The sequence below is a fragment of the Nitrosospira sp. Nl5 genome (assembly GCF_900102495.1).
GTDB lineage: Bacteria > Pseudomonadota > Gammaproteobacteria > Burkholderiales > Nitrosomonadaceae > Nitrosospira.
On the sequence record NZ_FMVQ01000001.1, the window covers coordinates 257,752 to 274,342 of the forward strand.

Annotated in this window: 13 protein-coding genes; 9 read left to right on the forward strand and 4 right to left on the reverse strand. The window is 55.9% G+C overall.

The features are described 5' to 3' along the window. Positions 1–54: 54 nt before the first annotated feature. Complete coding sequence (locus BLP45_RS01255) at positions 55–531, reverse strand: protein YgfX (RefSeq protein ID WP_176754619.1); 477 nt, start codon at positions 529–531, stop codon at positions 55–57. A 133-nt stretch (positions 532–664) separates the two neighbouring features. Between BLP45_RS01255 and BLP45_RS01260 the strand changes: the two genes are divergently transcribed. The 7 genes from BLP45_RS01260 to pelG all read left to right on the forward strand — a co-directional run bounded on the left by BLP45_RS01260 (position 665) and on the right by pelG (position 12,946). Next, positions 665–1,774, forward strand: coding sequence for a CAF17-like 4Fe-4S cluster assembly/insertion protein YgfZ (locus BLP45_RS01260; protein WP_371128722.1), 1,110 nt, complete (start codon positions 665–667; stop codon positions 1,772–1,774). Between the two features lie 450 nt (positions 1,775–2,224). Continuing rightward, a complete protein-coding gene (locus BLP45_RS01265) occupies positions 2,225–4,945 on the forward strand; it encodes an endo alpha-1,4 polygalactosaminidase (RefSeq protein WP_090368997.1) in 2,721 nt (906 codons plus the stop codon). Further along, a complete protein-coding gene (locus BLP45_RS01270; RefSeq protein WP_256327620.1) occupies positions 4,896–7,628 on the forward strand; it encodes a tetratricopeptide repeat protein in 2,733 nt (910 codons plus the stop codon). Before BLP45_RS01265 ends, BLP45_RS01270 begins: the two co-directional genes overlap by 50 nt. Continuing rightward, entirely contained in the window at positions 7,625–8,905 is a 1,281-nt protein-coding gene (locus tag BLP45_RS01275) for a protein PelD (RefSeq protein WP_090368999.1), read from the forward strand. The genes BLP45_RS01270 and BLP45_RS01275 overlap by 4 nt, the downstream gene beginning before the upstream one ends. Next, a complete protein-coding gene (locus tag BLP45_RS01280; protein ID WP_090369001.1) occupies positions 8,905–10,002 on the forward strand; it encodes a protein PelE in 1,098 nt (365 codons plus the stop codon). The genes BLP45_RS01275 and BLP45_RS01280 overlap by 1 nt, the downstream gene beginning before the upstream one ends. Then, positions 9,987–11,579 carry a GT4 family glycosyltransferase PelF gene (gene pelF, locus BLP45_RS01285; RefSeq protein ID WP_090369004.1) on the forward strand — a complete coding sequence of 531 codons (1,593 nt, stop codon included), beginning with the start codon at positions 9,987–9,989 and terminating at the stop codon, positions 11,577–11,579. Before BLP45_RS01280 ends, pelF begins: the two co-directional genes overlap by 16 nt. Continuing rightward, the gene (pelG, locus tag BLP45_RS01290; protein WP_090369006.1) at positions 11,576–12,946 is read left to right on the forward strand and encodes an exopolysaccharide Pel transporter PelG; all 1,371 of its coding nucleotides are present in this window, start codon (positions 11,576–11,578) and stop codon (positions 12,944–12,946) included. The genes pelF and pelG overlap by 4 nt, the downstream gene beginning before the upstream one ends. Positions 12,947–13,154: 208 nt before the next feature. On the opposite strand, the gene BLP45_RS01295 is transcribed toward pelG, so the two are convergent. Then, on the reverse strand, positions 13,155–13,661 hold the full coding sequence (locus BLP45_RS01295; RefSeq protein WP_176754620.1) for a GNAT family N-acetyltransferase: 507 nt from the start codon (positions 13,659–13,661) through the stop codon (positions 13,155–13,157). A 91-nt stretch (positions 13,662–13,752) separates the two neighbouring features. Beyond that, positions 13,753–14,109 carry a hypothetical protein gene (locus BLP45_RS01300; RefSeq protein ID WP_090369010.1) on the reverse strand — a complete coding sequence of 119 codons (357 nt, stop codon included), beginning with the start codon at positions 14,107–14,109 and terminating at the stop codon, positions 13,753–13,755. Between the two features lie 179 nt (positions 14,110–14,288). On the opposite strand from BLP45_RS01300, the gene BLP45_RS01305 reads away from it, so the two are divergent. Next, a complete protein-coding gene (locus BLP45_RS01305) occupies positions 14,289–15,287 on the forward strand; it encodes a glutathione S-transferase family protein (RefSeq protein WP_090369012.1) in 999 nt (332 codons plus the stop codon). A 10-nt stretch (positions 15,288–15,297) separates the two neighbouring features. Next, on the forward strand, positions 15,298–15,858 hold the full coding sequence (locus BLP45_RS01310) for an NADPH-dependent FMN reductase (RefSeq protein ID WP_090369013.1): 561 nt from the start codon (positions 15,298–15,300) through the stop codon (positions 15,856–15,858). 172 nt (positions 15,859–16,030) lie between these two features. Here BLP45_RS01310 and BLP45_RS01315 read toward each other — a convergent pair whose 3' ends face one another. Continuing rightward, a complete protein-coding gene (locus tag BLP45_RS01315; RefSeq protein WP_090369016.1) occupies positions 16,031–16,225 on the reverse strand; it encodes a hypothetical protein in 195 nt (64 codons plus the stop codon). Positions 16,226–16,591: the final 366 nt, after the last annotated feature.

Below are 16,591 nucleotides of genomic sequence, written 5' to 3' on the forward strand. Positions count from 1 at the left end.
GGCTCAAAATTATTAGTCCCGTGCCAGGAGGCACTGCATGGAAATGAGAGCGCATCAATCCGCGTTTTTCGCGTCTTTCCACTTCCATCGCAACAGTACGCGCAGTTGCCTGAACTCTTCCGCGTCGATTCCATCCGGCAGGATCACTACGCTGCGTGCGGGAAACCGTTGCCACGGCAGCAAGGATGCCCTCAGCTCCATGGGCTTCCAATCGAGCACCGCCAGGTAAGGCGCAACAAAGCTGCTGCCCAGCAGCATGCAGGGAATGCGTTCTCCGTGCCGTGTTTCAAGGGTGCAAACCATTTCGTCCGACAGTTCGAGAGACACCACCGATCCCGGAGAACGCAGCAGCGCGTAATGCCTCAAATAGAAAATCAGGCTGGCAGCCAATATAACGGTGCCTATCAACTTGGCTGCCATGGGCAACATCAACGGCCAGAGAATGCCGATAGCGAAAAAATGGGCAAGACTCAGCGTCATGGCGAGGCGTATGGAGCGGTCGAGACGAATGATGAGCGAAGGAGCAACCATAAGCAATTATCGCACTCTTGGGCAGCTTGCCGAGCTTAAAGAGCCAATTTTTCGCACGGTTCTTCAATTCGTTCTTCAAGTCCGGAGGCTGGCGGCAATTAGCCGTTTATCCGAACCCTGTATTGGCCGTATAATGAATTTTCCTTTCACCAGCCATTCGTTGTCGCGCATGAATTTCACATGGCAAGCCTATCTGCAAAGTCGCAACGCGGTGATTCAAGACGGTCGCGTCGTGAACTATGGGAATAGCGCCGCCGAGCTGGAGACCGTTCGGTCCGCTACCGTACTGGCCGATCTTTCGCACTTTGGCCTGATTCATTTTACGGGTGAGGATGCCCAATCCTTCCTGCAAGGTCAGCTGACTTGCGACGTCAGAAAGATCGACACCGCCGCTGACCGTTCGACCGCTCTCTATGGGGGTTATTGCAATCCCAAAGGCAGGATGCTGGCAAGTTTTCTAATCTGGCACCTCGTATTCCCTGGCGCCAATGGTTATGTCATGCAGTTGCCGGCGGCATTGCGGGCGGCTATCCAAAAGCGCCTGTCCATGTTTGTCCTGCGCGCTAAAGTCGGGTTGTCCGATAGTAGCGATGCATGGATACGCATCGGCGTAGCCGGGAGCCATGCCCATGCGTTAGTGCGGGAAATTCTGGGCACCGCTCCGGTCTCGCATCTGGAAGTGATCCATGCTCAGCAGGGAAGTGTAATCCGTCTTGGGCAAGATCGTTTTGAACTCGTCATCGCTCCCGCGTACGCTCCCGTCGTGTGGGAGCGCTTGAGCAAAGACGCCATGCCGGTGGGAGCGCCCTGTTGGGACTGGCTGGAAATAAAAGCCGGCGTTCCGGTGATTACTACTGCCACTCAGGAGCATTTTGTACCGCAGATGGTAAATCTGGAGGCGCTCGGGGGGGTAAGTTTCCAGAAAGGCTGTTATCCTGGACAGGAAATCGTCGCTCGCACCGAGTATCTGGGTAAAATCAAGCGTCGCATGGTTCTTGCCAATATCCCGGTGCCGGCATCGTCCACAATAACGCCGGTTGCCGCCGGAGACGAGCTGTTCAGTACCGATATGGGGGAGCAATCTAGCGGCACGGTGGTCAACGCGGCTCCTGCGCCGGGCGGCGGATTCGATGTGTTAGCTGTCACACAGACAAACAGCATTGAAGCCGGTAAAATTTTTTGGAGGTCTTTAAGCGGTCCCCAGCTTGAGATCATGCCACTACCTTATTTAGCGAACGCCTGAGGGTTTTCCCAGGGGAAAAGACATACATCAGTGACGCTTTTTATTTGTCGGCGGAAAGGGGCAAGACCAGCGCCATGCTGTGAACACAGCATTGCCCGCGCAATCGCGGGGGAGCCGCCGAAAAATCCCTTTCTGATGGGTAATCCGTCAGAGTCGCTTCATCGATTTTCAAAGGGTTCCGCTAACCAGTTATCGTGACAGGTTTTGCTAACGCCTGGCGGCGGAGAGATGGAGTGGCAGGCCAAGTTGGCGTTTCATTTCTTCCATGCCCGGCATCCCGTCAGCTGCCTGTGGAAATAAACGGAAAATATTTAGCTCTGAATTCAGCGAGTGGCTGCGCTTTTTACCCATTTTCAACGCAGCGCCAGGACCCGCGGAGGCTTTTTTGCCGCCTGCTCTTCACCTTTTTAATGAGACCGCTACAACTGCCGGATTTTGGTTAATCACAAAATGCTGTTTCTCCGTTTCCTCATTTACCGCCTGTTGCCGTCATTGATGCTCATGGTGCCGACCGTGTTTGCCGATACCCTGGAACAGCGCGACATCGTGTTCTACTACGGAAGCCGTCCTCCGGTGGAAGATTTGCGTCATTTCGACCAGATCGTCATTCAACCCAGCCAGATTTTGCCGCATGAGAAAACAGCGTTGTTGAACCTGGACTCGCTGATATTCGCTTACGTTTCATTCGGCGAGATCGCGCGCAACAGCGAGGATATGGCGCGTATCAAAACCAAATGGTCGATCGGCGTTAACCCGGCATGGAATAGCCTGGTGATGGACATGACTGATCCCGGCTGGCACGAATATCTGCTGGAGCAGCATTTCGACCGCCTGTGGCGCGCCGGATACCGTGCGTTTTTTCTCGATACCGTTGATAGCTATATGCTTGTAACCAGCGAAGGAAAAATCCGCGAGGAGCAGGAAAAAGGGCTGGTTGCGTTGCTGGCGGAGATAAAGCGGCGTTTTCCCGGTTGCAAGCTCATTCTTAACCGCGGTTTCGAGGTACTGGACCGCGCCAGCCAGTATGCCGATGGAATGGTTGCGGAATCGCTCTTTCATGGTTTCGACCCGGTCACCGGCAAGCATGCGCCGACCAAGGAAGAAAATCGTGAATGGCTGATCAAGCAGCTGAAGCGCGCGCAAGATGAATTCAAGGTACCGATTACCGTGCTGGATTATGTCGAACCGGGAGACTGGATCGAAGCCGAAAAAACAGCGCGTAAAATTGTCGAGCTCGGATTCATGCCGTGGGTGGCCAACGGCGATCTCACCTGGCTGGGGCATGGTCGCCTGCGTTTGGCTCCCCGCAAACTGCTGGCTATCGTGAGCGGAACGCCTTCACAGCAAATGGACCAGGAGTTGTTCAAGCATGCCGCAATGCCGCTGGAATATCTTGGCCTGGCTCTCGATTATTGGTATGTCGACCAGATTCCCTTGCCAATCGAGCCGCTCGTCGGCCGTTATGCCGGCATCATTGCATGGCTGCCCGAAGACAGCGAGGGCCGCTATGAGAGCGTCTGCGCGCATTTGAAAACCGAAGTTGAGTCGGGTTTGCCGGTGGTGTTCATGGGCCATTTGCCCGCGGGCGTTGCCTGCCGGAGCTTGATCAATTATCAAGGGGAGCTGCAACCCACAACGCACAAACTTCAACTTGGCAACGCCAACCAGCGCCTGGGCCGGCCAGCCATAGCGCCGGTGGTGGGCAGCGGCACGCCCGATGTCCGTATTCCCGATGGGAAAGACGCGTGGTTGACGCTGACCGACGGAGTCAACCTGTTTCACCCGATTGCTGTCGGCGCGTGGGGAGGGTATGCGTTGCACCCCCACATAATGACCGAAAGCGCGTCCGGCCGGCGCGAATGGCTGCTGGATCCCTTTTCTTTTTTTAAAGCCGCGTTGCGCCTGCGGACGCAGCCCGTGTTTGATTTAACGACAGAAAACGGACGCCGGATGGGCATTGTCGAGGTGCGTGGCGATCGCCTGTTCGCGAAAGACACGCAAAATGTTGAAGTCATCGACCGGCTTCAGGCATGGATCGAAAAACGCATGACGCCTATAACGCTAGGTGTCATCGAAGCTGAGGTAACCAGCGAAAGCCAGCGCGGCAAAGTCCAGCAACTGGCGGCCATGCCGCAGGTTCGATTGGCCAGCCATACGTACAGCCATCCTTTCTACTGGGGAATATTCGAGGGAAAAAAGGACGCCGACCAGCAGCCTTATCGCTATGGCGTATTCATGGAGGGTTATGCGGCGGAAATGACGCGCGAGACCGCGGGCACCATTGAATTTCTGCAATCAGTGGCACCCGACTCACCGTTGTTGCTGATCTGGTCCGGCGATGGGAAGCCTGGTCCGGCCGCCCTGGCGGCTGCGGAAAAAGGTGCTCTGCCGCATTATGGCGGCGGCGGCTTGAGTTGGCAGAGCGGGCTGTTATCGTTAGCGGATCTTTTTCCGACGCTGCGCCCAACGTATTGGGGTACCCAGGTGTTGACGCCCTTAATCGGCGAGCCATTGTTTGCACGGCTTTGGTACGGCGAGGCGTTGAATTTCGGCAAAATCAGTGAGTGGAACCAGGAGCTCAACCTCGCGCGCCGGCTGCGTGTCTCGTCGATCTCGTTTCACGCCGACGCAATGTTACATGCGCACGGGGCGGAGCTTCTGGATCAGTTGGCCGACGAACAGCTTAAAGAAAATGTGCTGAGTCTCTGGGTCGATGAGTATGCCCAGCGTGCACGGGCTTTCCAAACGGCAAGCATTGCACGCGAACTCAATGGCGATTGGTCGCTCTTCGGCGATGCGCTCAGAACGGTGCGATTACCCGTCCCGGAAATGACTCCCCAAATTTCAACCGATGTTGTCGGGTATTCCGACCGGGACACCGATCGCTATATTCATCTCGCGCGCAACCACGCCATTCTCAAGGCTAGCCGCGACAAGGCCTCGGATTTACGATTGATCGACGCCAGCGCGCCGCTCAAATCATGGCACCTCAATGCCGATGGGTCCGCCACGTTTTTATTTGAGCCGCGCGGGGGTTTAACGCTCGGGGTTCCCGCGTCCTGCACGCTCAAGGTGGATGGCGGGACATTGACTGCCCGCCAGCAGGGCGGGCATTCCGTGTATGAAATTCCGGAAGGGAATGCTTCAGGGGAATTCCGCCTTGCGTGCTGAAGCCCAGCGGGAATCGCTATTGAACGCCCCCGCGCTGATGTTCATGAGCGCGGTGCTTTTAATCGCTTTCTGGATATTATTTCCCCGCCAGCCGGCATTCAGGGATCCATCCAACCTGTCGGCAAAGGACGCGTTATCGGTCGCCTATCTTCGTGTCCTGGTCCAGTCCGACCCGAACAATGCCCCGTTGCGTTTGTCATTGGTCCAGGTATTGACGGAAGCGGGTCTGACTGATGAGGCGGTTCGCGCTATTGATCCGTTGTACCGTGTGCCCGAATCGGACCTGACCTACGAAATCCGTCTGGCGGAACTCAAATTGTCCTTGCAGCAGATCTACCGGCATCCGCCGGAAGACATCGAAGCGGGGCTGCGTGCCCGCATCACCGAGCTCATTCCTTCACTGTTGCACCTTGCGAGCACTGACCGGGAATTAAGACAGGTTGTCGTCGCAGCGGAGCAGTTTGCCGAACCGTCGGTATTGGCCGAAACCTTCGAGCAGCTACTCGTCATATTGGACGAAAGTGACGATCGAAAATCGAGCTGGCTTGTTTTTGCCGCGAAGCAGCGTATGTCGGCTAACCAGCCTCTGTTGGCTGCGCGGAATCTTTACAAGGCTTTTTCGCTTGAAAGAACGGCGAAGAAAAGGGCGGAGATTGCGAAATCCGCGTTACGCGCTTATCTGCAGGCGGGCATTGATCAGGAGGCGCTGAAGGCTGCGGTGCGGATGCTGGGAAGCATCAAAGGCGATGCCGAGCTTTTATTGCTGGCTGCCGATATCGCCGAACCACTCGAGGATCGCGAGCATGCATTGGCGTGGTTGAAAGAGGCAAGCAGGTTATCGCCCGACAACCGGGCAATAACCGAGCGCATCATGCGATTACAGTTATCGATGGGCCTGTTGAGCGAAAGCCTGGCGAATGCTGCACGCCTGAAAAATTCCCTGGTCATCGGCAGTGACCGCCATCGACTGGTTGCTCGCGTCTATGACTGGAACGCGCAGCCGGACGAAGCCCTGGCTTTATGGCTGTCCTTTGCGCGGCATGATGCCGACAGCGAGGCCGAAACACGCGCCTTTGCCCTTGCCCAGGCGAAACCGGACCATAAAGCCCTGGTGCAGCTGCTTGAAGCCGTCATGACGCGCCGCGAATTGACTGGCGCCGAAGCCGAAGCCTATGTCGCCGCCGGTCTTGCCATTGGGGAGCCCTCTCATGTGGAACAACAATTGCGCAGCCATGCCGAACGTTTCGATAATCCGCCGGAAACGCTGAAAGCACTGTCGCAGGTGCTGGTCCTTCAAGGCAAGCCCAGCGCTGCGCTCGCCGTGCAGCAGGAAATGCCCGCGGTGCGGAATGGGAAGCAGAGACTGGCGCTGGCCCGGCTATACGAAGAGGCGGGGCATGCACAGAAAAGCTTCGAGTTATTGCGTGAGTTCGATGCGCCCGACCCTGAGTATGCTGAAGCATATTGGCTGTTGCTGGCCAAGGTTTCCACCCAGTTAGGTCAGGATGCCGAGGCGGAGAGAGCCTACGAAAAGGCGCTGGCTCTCCGGCCGGCGGACGTGCAGATACTCGAAAATCTGCAACGTCTGGCGGTGCGTCACCGCGATGAGAAAAAAAGTGAGCGCCTCGCGCGTTATGGGTGGGAACGGTTGCACCGCATCGAAGATCTGCAGCGCCTCATGCGGTTTTCATGGAAACGGAAGAATTGGGACGAAGTGGTGCATTGGCTATCATTGGCGGAAGAAATGCCGTCGGCGATAGCGCAGGCGCCCGATTACTGGTATTTTCAATCGATACGCAAAATGCGCAAGGGGGAGCGGGACGCCGCACGCCACGCGCTGCGCGAGGTCTTGCGGCTGCGAGGGCCCGATCCGGAAGCGACCGAGGCGATGATCTGGCTGCTATTGTCGGATAAAAAAATCGATAATCCATTGCTGGATGCGCTGGTCCACCGGTATCGCGGACAGGCAGTGGTCAGCCCGCCCCTGGCGGAAGCACTGGCGGCTGCAGAGCACACCTTGGGCAAATCGCCCCAGGCGGCGGAGTGGTACCTGCTATCGCTGACGACAAGACCAAGGAATTTTTTATGGACGTTGACATTAGCCGATAACATGGAGTGGGCGGGATGCCCCGCAAATGCCAACCATGCCCGGTTCAGCGCGCTAAAAATGTTTGCGTCTGGACGTTCCAATCAAGCCGGGGTGCAATATCCGCCACGTTTAGCCGAATATTTCCTTGATTCGAAAGATTCGAATGCGCAGGCCGCTGGCGTAGATGACTCAAAGAAATGGCAATCGGTACGCGAGCGCTGGGGTTTTTCAAAAAATATGGATAATGCGGGCCGCTTTGCGCTGAAGCGTCAACTTGAACGCCTTTCGTTGCCGGCTTGGGCAGAGTTTGCCGATGCGGCAAGAAGCAACGATCCGCAGGCACAGGCCGCGGTATCAGCGAAATTAACGGCGATTTCCAATCACCTGCAGCAGCAGCCGGCCGGACCTTCACCCGAAGGCATGCCCCCGTTATCCATTGATGATGTCGATCGGGCCGGACGATGGCTGGCGGGAGAAGCGGCGCCGAATCGAAGCACGTTGAACGATGAGCTGGATGTCTGCCGGCAGACGCTAGCGAAGATTCGCGAATTACAGGAGACATCCACACCAGAGCAGGAGCAGATAACGCCATGAAAAAACCCTGGCTGGAGGGCATCGAAGTCGTTAACGCCGACACTTCCGCATCGACATGGAGCGGATGGCTGGAAACGTTCGTATTGACCGCTATCGTGATGGCCGCATCGTTCGTGACGCAGCAGCAGGACCCTTTCCGGTTGGGCGGCGGTTTTCCATGGCCGGTATTGGGTCCTTTGCTGGCCGGGTTACGCTATGGATTCGTTTACGGTTTCGTCAGTGCATTGCTTATCCTGGCGATATTGGGCGTGGCTATTGATCAGCAATGGCAAATCGCGTCCGAATTTCCGCTACCGTGGGCGCTCGGTGTTGTTGTCATGGCCATGGTGGCGGGAGAGTTTCGGGATATGTGGGGGCGCCGCTTGCACCGCCTGGAGGGCGCGTACCAGTACCGCGCGGAACGTCTTGAGGAATTTACCCGCAATTATCAGCTGCTGCGCTTATCCCATGATCGCCTGGAGCAAACCGTGGCGAATAGCGGGCTTTCGTTGCGTGAGGGCATCATGCATTTGCAATCGGCGCTTGATGGCGTCGATGGCGTCAATGGATTAACCGCGGCTTCTCTGCAAAAACTGCTTGAATTCGTGGCGGACTACGGCTCACTCACACAGGCATGCATCGTCGGCATACGGGGGGACCATATTGATACCACCGAGATTCTGGCGTGCGTCGGCGAAAAATTCACGATCGATGACAGCGACCCGGTATTGGGGGCCGCGTTTGAAAGTGGCGAGCTGGCGGCGGTAAACCTCCTCACCCAAAATGCGATAGATCAAAACCAGCTGCTGGCCGCTATTCCCGTGGCTGATTCAAGCGGTGAGATCCACGCCATGCTGCTGATACGATCCATGCCATTTTTTGCGTTTCACGAAAACAACCTGAAACTGGTCGCGGTGCTCGTGGCGCATGGCGTCGATCACCTTCGTTTTGGCGCGGCCGCTTCCTCCAGCACACGTTTTATCAGCGCGTTTGAACGGATGTATCAGGATTTTAAAGAATTCAAGCTCGACGCAATGCTCCTGAGATTGTCAGGTGCATCGGCCGACGTTACGGGCGCTTATGAGAAGCTCAGGACTTCGATCCGCGCCATTGATCTGATCTGCATGGCCCGCGATAACGGCCAGCCAGTGATCTGGATCATGCTGCCTTTAACCGGTGCCGCGGAGGCACAGGTATGGATGCAACGGGCGGAGGGGGGGCTTGCGAAGGTGACAAGCGAGCTGTTAGCCATTGATCAAATCGATCCGCAAAGGATTCGTTCCCTGGAGATCCGCTGATGGTTCGCCCGCCCATGCTGTTGGGATTGGCGGCAGAGGTGCTGGCTGGCCTGCTGCTCTGGGTGGGCGGGAGCTACTGGATTGTGCTGGCCGCCGTCATGCTGCACGCTGTTTCATCCTATTATCTTGCGCGGGGTTTCTGGCAACTGCTGCCGCGCCGATATAAATTGCCCGCGCGGAGAAGCTTGGGTTTGTTGTTCATATTTTTATGGATGCTGCCGGTGCTCGGTGCGCTGGGACTGCTATGGAGCGTTATCGGCGCCTTGAAACGCCCGCGCAGCCGTTCTTCACAAACCGTGAAAATCGTTGCCTTGCCTGAGCTGCCGTTCTCGCCACCCATCATTGTCCCCGTACCGCCCTACAGCCAGGGGGCGCTGCGCCAGATTGTGCATTTTGCCGAACGGCCATTGAAGCGGTTAAGAGCGGTAATGGCGACGCGGCATATGCCGGCACGCGAGGCCATGATGGTGTGGTCAAAGGCGACCCGTGATCCCATCGATGACGTGCGGCTGCTGGCCTACGCCATGAAGGATGATAGCGAAAAAAAACTGACCGACCAGATCCGGGTATTGACCGAAGCGCTGCCTGGCGTTCCGGCTCGCATGCAGCACGGCTACCATAAGACAATCGCCGCGTTATGCTGGGAGATGGTATATCACCGTCTGGCGCAAGGCGCGGTCAGGCAGCACTGGTTGCAGACCTCCCGGCGCCATATGGAGCGTGTGCTTGGCCCAAGGATCGCCACATCCGCACCGTCCGATTCCGATGCGTCCGCTATACCGGCTATCCCTGCCATGGCTGCCATTAACGATGACGATGCGCCCGCCGATTCGCCCGCCCATGCGAACGCCGACGCGGGCAGCTGGTTATTATATGGGCGGATTCTGCTGGATTCGGGTGATCTCGCGCCGGCGAGGGAGGCCTTCGCCAGCGCGCGGGCGGGGGGCGTGGATGAACAAAAGATCCTGCCGTGGCTTGCAGAGATCGCGTTCAATGAACGGAAATTTTCAGAAGTGAAGCGCTGTATGACGGCACTGACAAGGCCGGGAGAAAAGGGGCGGGAACTGGCGCAGGTGAAAGTATGGTGGAACAAGTGAATAGTCCCGCCGGGACAGGCGTGGCACAGGCGGTGCCGGCAGTACAGGCCAGCGGCGCGGTGGCCGATATCGCATTGTTGCTCGAAGGCACTTACCCTTACATCCGCGGCGGTGTCTCGGCTTGGGTTCACCAGATCATCAGCGGCTTGCCGGAACTCACATTCGCCGTTATTTTTATCGGTGGCGAACAGAAAATGTATGGCGCCGCGCAGTATCAATTTCCACCCAACGTCACCCATGTTGAAACGCACTATCTGCTGAATCCCGACAAACCGCATAAAGGAGGCGCGCGCAAGGGCAATCCCCGGGCTTTTTCGGAAATGGGCGAGTTGCATGCGCACATGCGGCAGCCCGGACAAATGTCCGGCGCGGACATGATGAAGGCGTTTGCCCGCCTGGGCTCCCGGGAGGGGGTCAGCGAAGAAGACTTTCTGTATAGCGAAGCTTCATGGAAGTACATTACCGAGCAGTACCGGGAACGTTGCACGGACCCTTCATTTGTCGATTATTTCTGGGCCATACGCGCCATGCATGCCCCCCTGTTCGTGCTGGCGGATATTGCCGCCGGCTTGCCCGAAGTCAGGGCAGTGCACGCTATTTCGACAGGTTATGCCGGATTGCTGGGCGCGATGATTCATTTGCGGCGCGGCATCCCGTTCCTGCTCACGGAGCATGGCATCTACACCAAAGAGCGGAAAATCGATTTATCCCAGGCAACCTGGATTCATGATTATAACGATGATGTTTGCAATACGCTGCACGATGAAATGGGATATATCCGGGGCCTCTGGATCAAATTCTACGAGCAGATCGGCCGCATGGCCTACGCGCAAGCATCACGCATCGTTACGTTGTATGAAGGCAATCGCCTACGGCAGATTGCGGATGGCGCAGCGCCGGAGAAAACGCGTGTCATCACCAACGGGATCAATTTGCAACGCTATCAGGGCGCGCTTGCAAAACGTCCCGAGGGAATTCCACCGGTCCTCGGGTTGATCGGCCGCGTGGTGCCCATCAAGGATATCAAAACATTTATCCGCGCATTGCGAATGCTGGTCAATGAGCGATCCGACGCGGAGGGATGGATTGTCGGGCCGGAAGATGAGGATCCCGCGTATGTCGCCGAATGCAAGGAACTGGTTACCAGTCTCGGTTTGACAGATCATGTCAAATTCCTGGGTTTTCAGAATGTGACCGAGATTCTTCCACAATTGGGCTTGACGGTCCTGACTTCAATCAGCGAAGCCCTGCCCTTGGTGGTGCTCGAGGCATTTGCCAGCGGCGTGCCATGCCTGGCAACGGATGTAGGCTCCTGCCGCGAACTCATCGAGGGCAGCGGCGATGAAGACCGCGCGCTGGGCGCGGCCGGAAGCGTTGTTTTTATCGCAGATCCGGAAGGGACGGCAAAAGCGGCGCTGGAGTTGCTCAATAACACCGAACGCTGGCGCGCGGCGCAGCGGGCCGGTCTTGAACGCGTGAAGCGTTACTATGACGACAAGCTGATGTTTTCTTCCTATCGAAACCTGTATATGCAGTCGCTCACTGCCGCCGCGCAATCCAGCCCTGTTCGAATATGACAAGCATCGGTTCCGAAATTCGCAAAATCCTGGAGCGCGACAGCTACTGGTCGGTATTGCGCGCCTATGGTTATGCAGGCTTGGTCAGCGGCGGCCCCTGGGTACTCTCCATCCTTAGCATCATGATGATCGGCATTCTTGCCGTTATTCTCGGCGTGGCCCAGAAGGAGGTGAATGCTTTTCAGATTTGTGTGACCTATCTGATGGCTGGTTCGTTAATCTGGACTGGCGGCATGCAACTGATGTTTACGCGTTTTGTTGCGGATCAGACTTATGCGGGCCGCAGGGCGGAAGTACTGCCAAACCTGTTTGGCGTACTGCTGGTCACAATGGGGGGCGGTTTCGCGTGGGCCGCGCCTTTCATTTTCCTGTCTTTCTCGGGGCCGTTTTTTCAACAGTTATTGTTGCTGAGCAATTTCATTATTCTGAGCGGCCTGTGGATCAATCTGATTTTTCTATCGGGAATGAAAGCCTACCGCCTGATCGTCTGGACATTGGTCAGGGGTTATTCCGTTGGCATTGTCGTGGCGCTCCTGGCCTCTTCATGGGAACTGAACGGCTTGTTGCTGGGCGTGTTGATCGGTCATGGCTACCTGCTATTTTCGTTTCTGCACCACATCGTTCGCGAATACCCGGGACGCTCCCTGGTCAAATTTGATTTTCTCCACAACCGCCGCAGTTTTTATACCCTGTTCGCGGTCGGCACGCTTTATTATCTGGCGATATGGGTCGATAAATTCATTTTCTGGTTTGTGCCGGTTACCTCCGAGGCCGTGATCGGTCCGCTGCGGGCATCCATCATTTACGACCTTCCCATTTTCCTGGCCTACCTGTTCATCCTGCCCGGCATGGCCGTATTTTTGGTGAGTATGGAAGCCGATTTCGCCGAACAGCACGAACGCTTTTACCGCGCGGTCCGCGAAGGCGACACGCTTATGCATATCGAATACCGGCGGGACCGGATGGTATATGCCGCGCGCCAGGGGATCTACGAGATTTTCAAGGTGCAGGGTTTAACGGTCGTGCTGTGCCTGCTATGGGGCAGAGAACTATTGCACGTGGTGGGTATTTCTCCGTTATATATCCATTTATTTTATATCGATGTCGTTGCCGTGAGTGTCCAGGTGTTGCTGATGGCGATACTCAACGTGCTTTTTTATCTCGACGCCCGCCGGGAAGTATTGATCATTACAGCATGTTTTTTTATCTCGAACCTGATATTCACCTTCGCCACATTGCATCTGGGCGCAGAGACCTTCGGTTACGGGTTCGCCGCCTCGGTGACGCTGTCGGCCTTTCTCAGCCTGTTTATCCTGTCACATAAATTCAACCGGCTGGAGTATGAAACGTTTATGTTGCAGAACTAGCGGATGACCGCCGGTGAAGAATCGCAAACATGCCGATGAAATTCACCTCTCCCGCTATTCCTCCGCATAGAGCGTCATGATTCTGCTCCGAGATTCCTTCCGTACCGTATTCATGGATGTCGACGAAATGGACGTTCTGCTGCCACCACAGAACTTTCGGTGGTTGCGCGGCACTAATCCGGCCTACTTCTGCTATTTCCACTGGGTATCATGACCGATTCACATCGCGGCGGTATACCAGCAGCTCATACCCTGTGACCGACCAGTCGCGGTTCGGCTGCCTGACGTAGCCCAGTTTTTCATAGAGCCGATGGGCATTGGACATGGGCGTCTCGGTTGATAACACCAGGGCGTTCAATCCCAGATTCTGCACGTGCCTCATGGCGTCGGTCAGAAGCTTTGCGGCGATACCCTGGCGCCTTGCTTCGGGGACAACCGCTAGCATCCGCACTTCAAGCTCATCAGGTTTAGCGATTTCGGCCCACTGGCTTCCATGCGCCGCGAGGGTCACGGTCGCAACGATCCTGCATTCCAGTTCCGCAACCAGCACCGTTGCGCCGGATATCCTCGCGGCCGCATCACGCAGCCGCGCAGCATACTTTTCGCTGATCAGGAATCCGTCCGCCCGGTACGCCCTCTCGGTTAATTCGCCGACAGTTGCCGCATCCCTTTCCTCAGCCACGCGTGTATTCAGTGCCAGTGCTTTGCCCTTCATCCCTCCGATGCTACCCCGGCTTGCGTCTGGCTGTCGAGATATCTCACACATGAGGAGATGGACAAATTCCAGGGGAACATAAGCCTCTCTTTCATATAAATAATATTTCTACGACTAAAGTGGCATGGTTATTGCTTAATTTGAGATAACACAACAGTTCGAGATAAAAATAATGAAAGTTCGTTTCAGGAAACTTGCAAAGCGCCTTTGTTATCGGCCCGGCTGTCGCTGTTTGCATTGCAGCCGCACCCGCACGCGCGGGTTCGATGGATGTCAGTAAAATTAAAATAACGAGTACGAATAATACCGGGATACAGGTTGCTGAGTTGATTGCTACCGAGACCAGGAACAGGTACCAACGCGGCACCGGGGGGAATGCTTGGCTTCTGCGCAGCACGCCGCAAATCGAAAAAAACAATAAAGAATAGGTGTTTACACCACGCTTCATCTTAGGGCCCGCTGCACGCGGGCCTTTTTTCGTCGCCAGTGATACACGCGGGAGAACCCGGTTGCTTTTTCTGGAATCTATTGTTGTTATTTTCCTGAAAAGACGTTGTAATATGAACCAGTGACAACTTATGCATTGAAAAGAAATTTCGTACAGTTCCTGATTCCCGGAGAATCAAAATGGGCTTATTGGTCAAGGGCAAGTGGGTCGATGAATGGTATGACACTACCGCAACTGGGGGCAGCTTCGTACGCACCAGCGCGCAGTTTCGCAACTGGATCACAGCCGACGGGAGCCCGGGACCTTCCGGAGATGGCGGTTTTCCCGCAGAGACGGGACGCTATCATCTGTACGTATCGCTGGCCTGTCCCTGGGCGCATCGCACGCTGATTTTTCGCGCCCTGAAAGGATTGAAGGGCATGATCGGTGTTTCGGTTGTCAATCCCTATATGGGTGAACACGGCTGGACATTCGAACAGGCCCCGGGTGTGGTGTACGACCTCGTGCATCAGGCGCATTATCTCTACGAAGTCTACCTGCGCGCCAATTCCGATTACACTGGACGGGTGACGGTGCCGGTGCTTTGGGATTTGCAGCGAGACACCATCGTCAGCAACGAATCGGGTGAGATTATCCGCATGCTGAACGGCGCCTTCGACGGCGCAGGGGCGGCGGAAGGAGATTATGCGCCGGCGGCGCTGTTGCCGCAGATCGATGAGATCAATGCGCGTATCTATGATAACGTCAACAACGGGGTGTACAAGGCGGGTTTCGCCACCAGCCAGGAGATCTACGAGAGTGCCGTGGCGACACTGTTCGAAACCCTGGACGAGCTTGAGCTACGTCTTTCCCGCCAACGTTATCTGGTGGGTGACCGCATTACCGAAGCTGACTGGCGGCTATTTACCACCCTGATTCGCTTCGATTCGGTTTACCACGGCCACTTCAAGTGCAACCTCAGGCGCCTGGTGGATTACCCGAACCTCTGGGGTTTTACCCGCGAGCTGTACCAATGGCCAGACGTAGCCGCGACAGTGAATATGCGCCACATCAAGGAGCATTACTACCGGAGTCACCCCACCATCAATCCCAACGGCATCGTGCCGGCGGGACCGATCCTGGATCTCGACCAGCCTCACGGCCGCGCGCGGTTGTCAGGATCGAGTCCGGCTTCATGAGGAGAGCGGCATGATCAAAATTGCAATTATTATTGGAAGCACACGTCCGGGGCGGTTAGGTGAATCAGTCGCCCATTGGGTAAACGAGATCGCCCAAAAGCGCAGCGACGCCAGCTTTGAACTGGTGGATATCAAGGATTTCAACCTGCCGTTGCTCGACGAGCCCATGCCGCCTTCTCTGGGTAAATACAGTCAGGAGCATACCAAGGTCTGGGCGGCGAAGATTGATCCGTTTGACGCTTTCGTGTTCGTGACGCCTGAATATAACCACGGGACTTCCGGCGCGCTCAAGAATGCGATCGATTTCCTGTATAAGGAATGGAACAACAAGGTCGCGGGTTTCGTCGGGTATGGCAGCGCGGGCGGAACGCGGGCAGTGGAGCAACTGCGGTTGATAATGGCCGAGCTACAGGTAGCTACGGTGCGCTCTCAGGTCATGCTTTCGCTTTTTACCGATTTCGAGAATATGAGCGTTTTCAAACCCGATCCGCGCAAAGAGCAGTCTCTCAACAGCATGCTGGATCAGTTGATTGCCTGGAGTACGGCATTGAAGACGGTGCGGCCGGCTTGATCCTATCTCGCCTGTTGTATCCGTTTGGAGCGGTGGTCCGCCGGATGACGCTGCGCTAACCCGGCCTGCGAATACTGTATGCCGCGAAAGATTGCTCGCACTTCGCTTTCCCTGCGGTGCTTATTGGCCTGGTGTGCTTCGCACACCGCTAGCTCATCGGGGCCCGGATAAATTATCTTTGCTTTGCCCAGAGCGGACCCCAGGCGCCACCGCCGCCACCCCAATTTTCCACCTCCGCCGAACGAACAAGCAATTTCCGATAGACGGGAAAAAGCCGTTTCGATCCCGTTTTATTCATTACTTCGTCTACGCGGTCGGCCAGAAAATACAGCACATGCGAACCGGCAAAACCAATAATTTTACGCATTTCAAACGCCTTCAAGATTTGTGGCTGCAGTTTGACAAGTTAGCAGCCTGTCAGACATGAAAGAAATAGGCTGCAAAAGCGTCTGGCTGGCCTATATTTCGCCGCTTTTTCGGACAATAGAATAACTATTAGCCTTCAAAACCGTCAAAATCTATCTTCACCCAGCCACTTTTTCGCTTCGATTCTTCAAGTCCGAAGGCTGCAAAAAAAAGGCCCGGCGCGGGATCGCCGCGACCGGGCCATCCCCCTTGTAGGGGAGTGGTCCCCATCTCACTCTCATGCATAACTCGTGCCAGTTATCCGTCAGTTAGAAAAATTACGTTGAATTACAGACGGTTGCAGATACCGATTTGCCTGGTTTTCTTG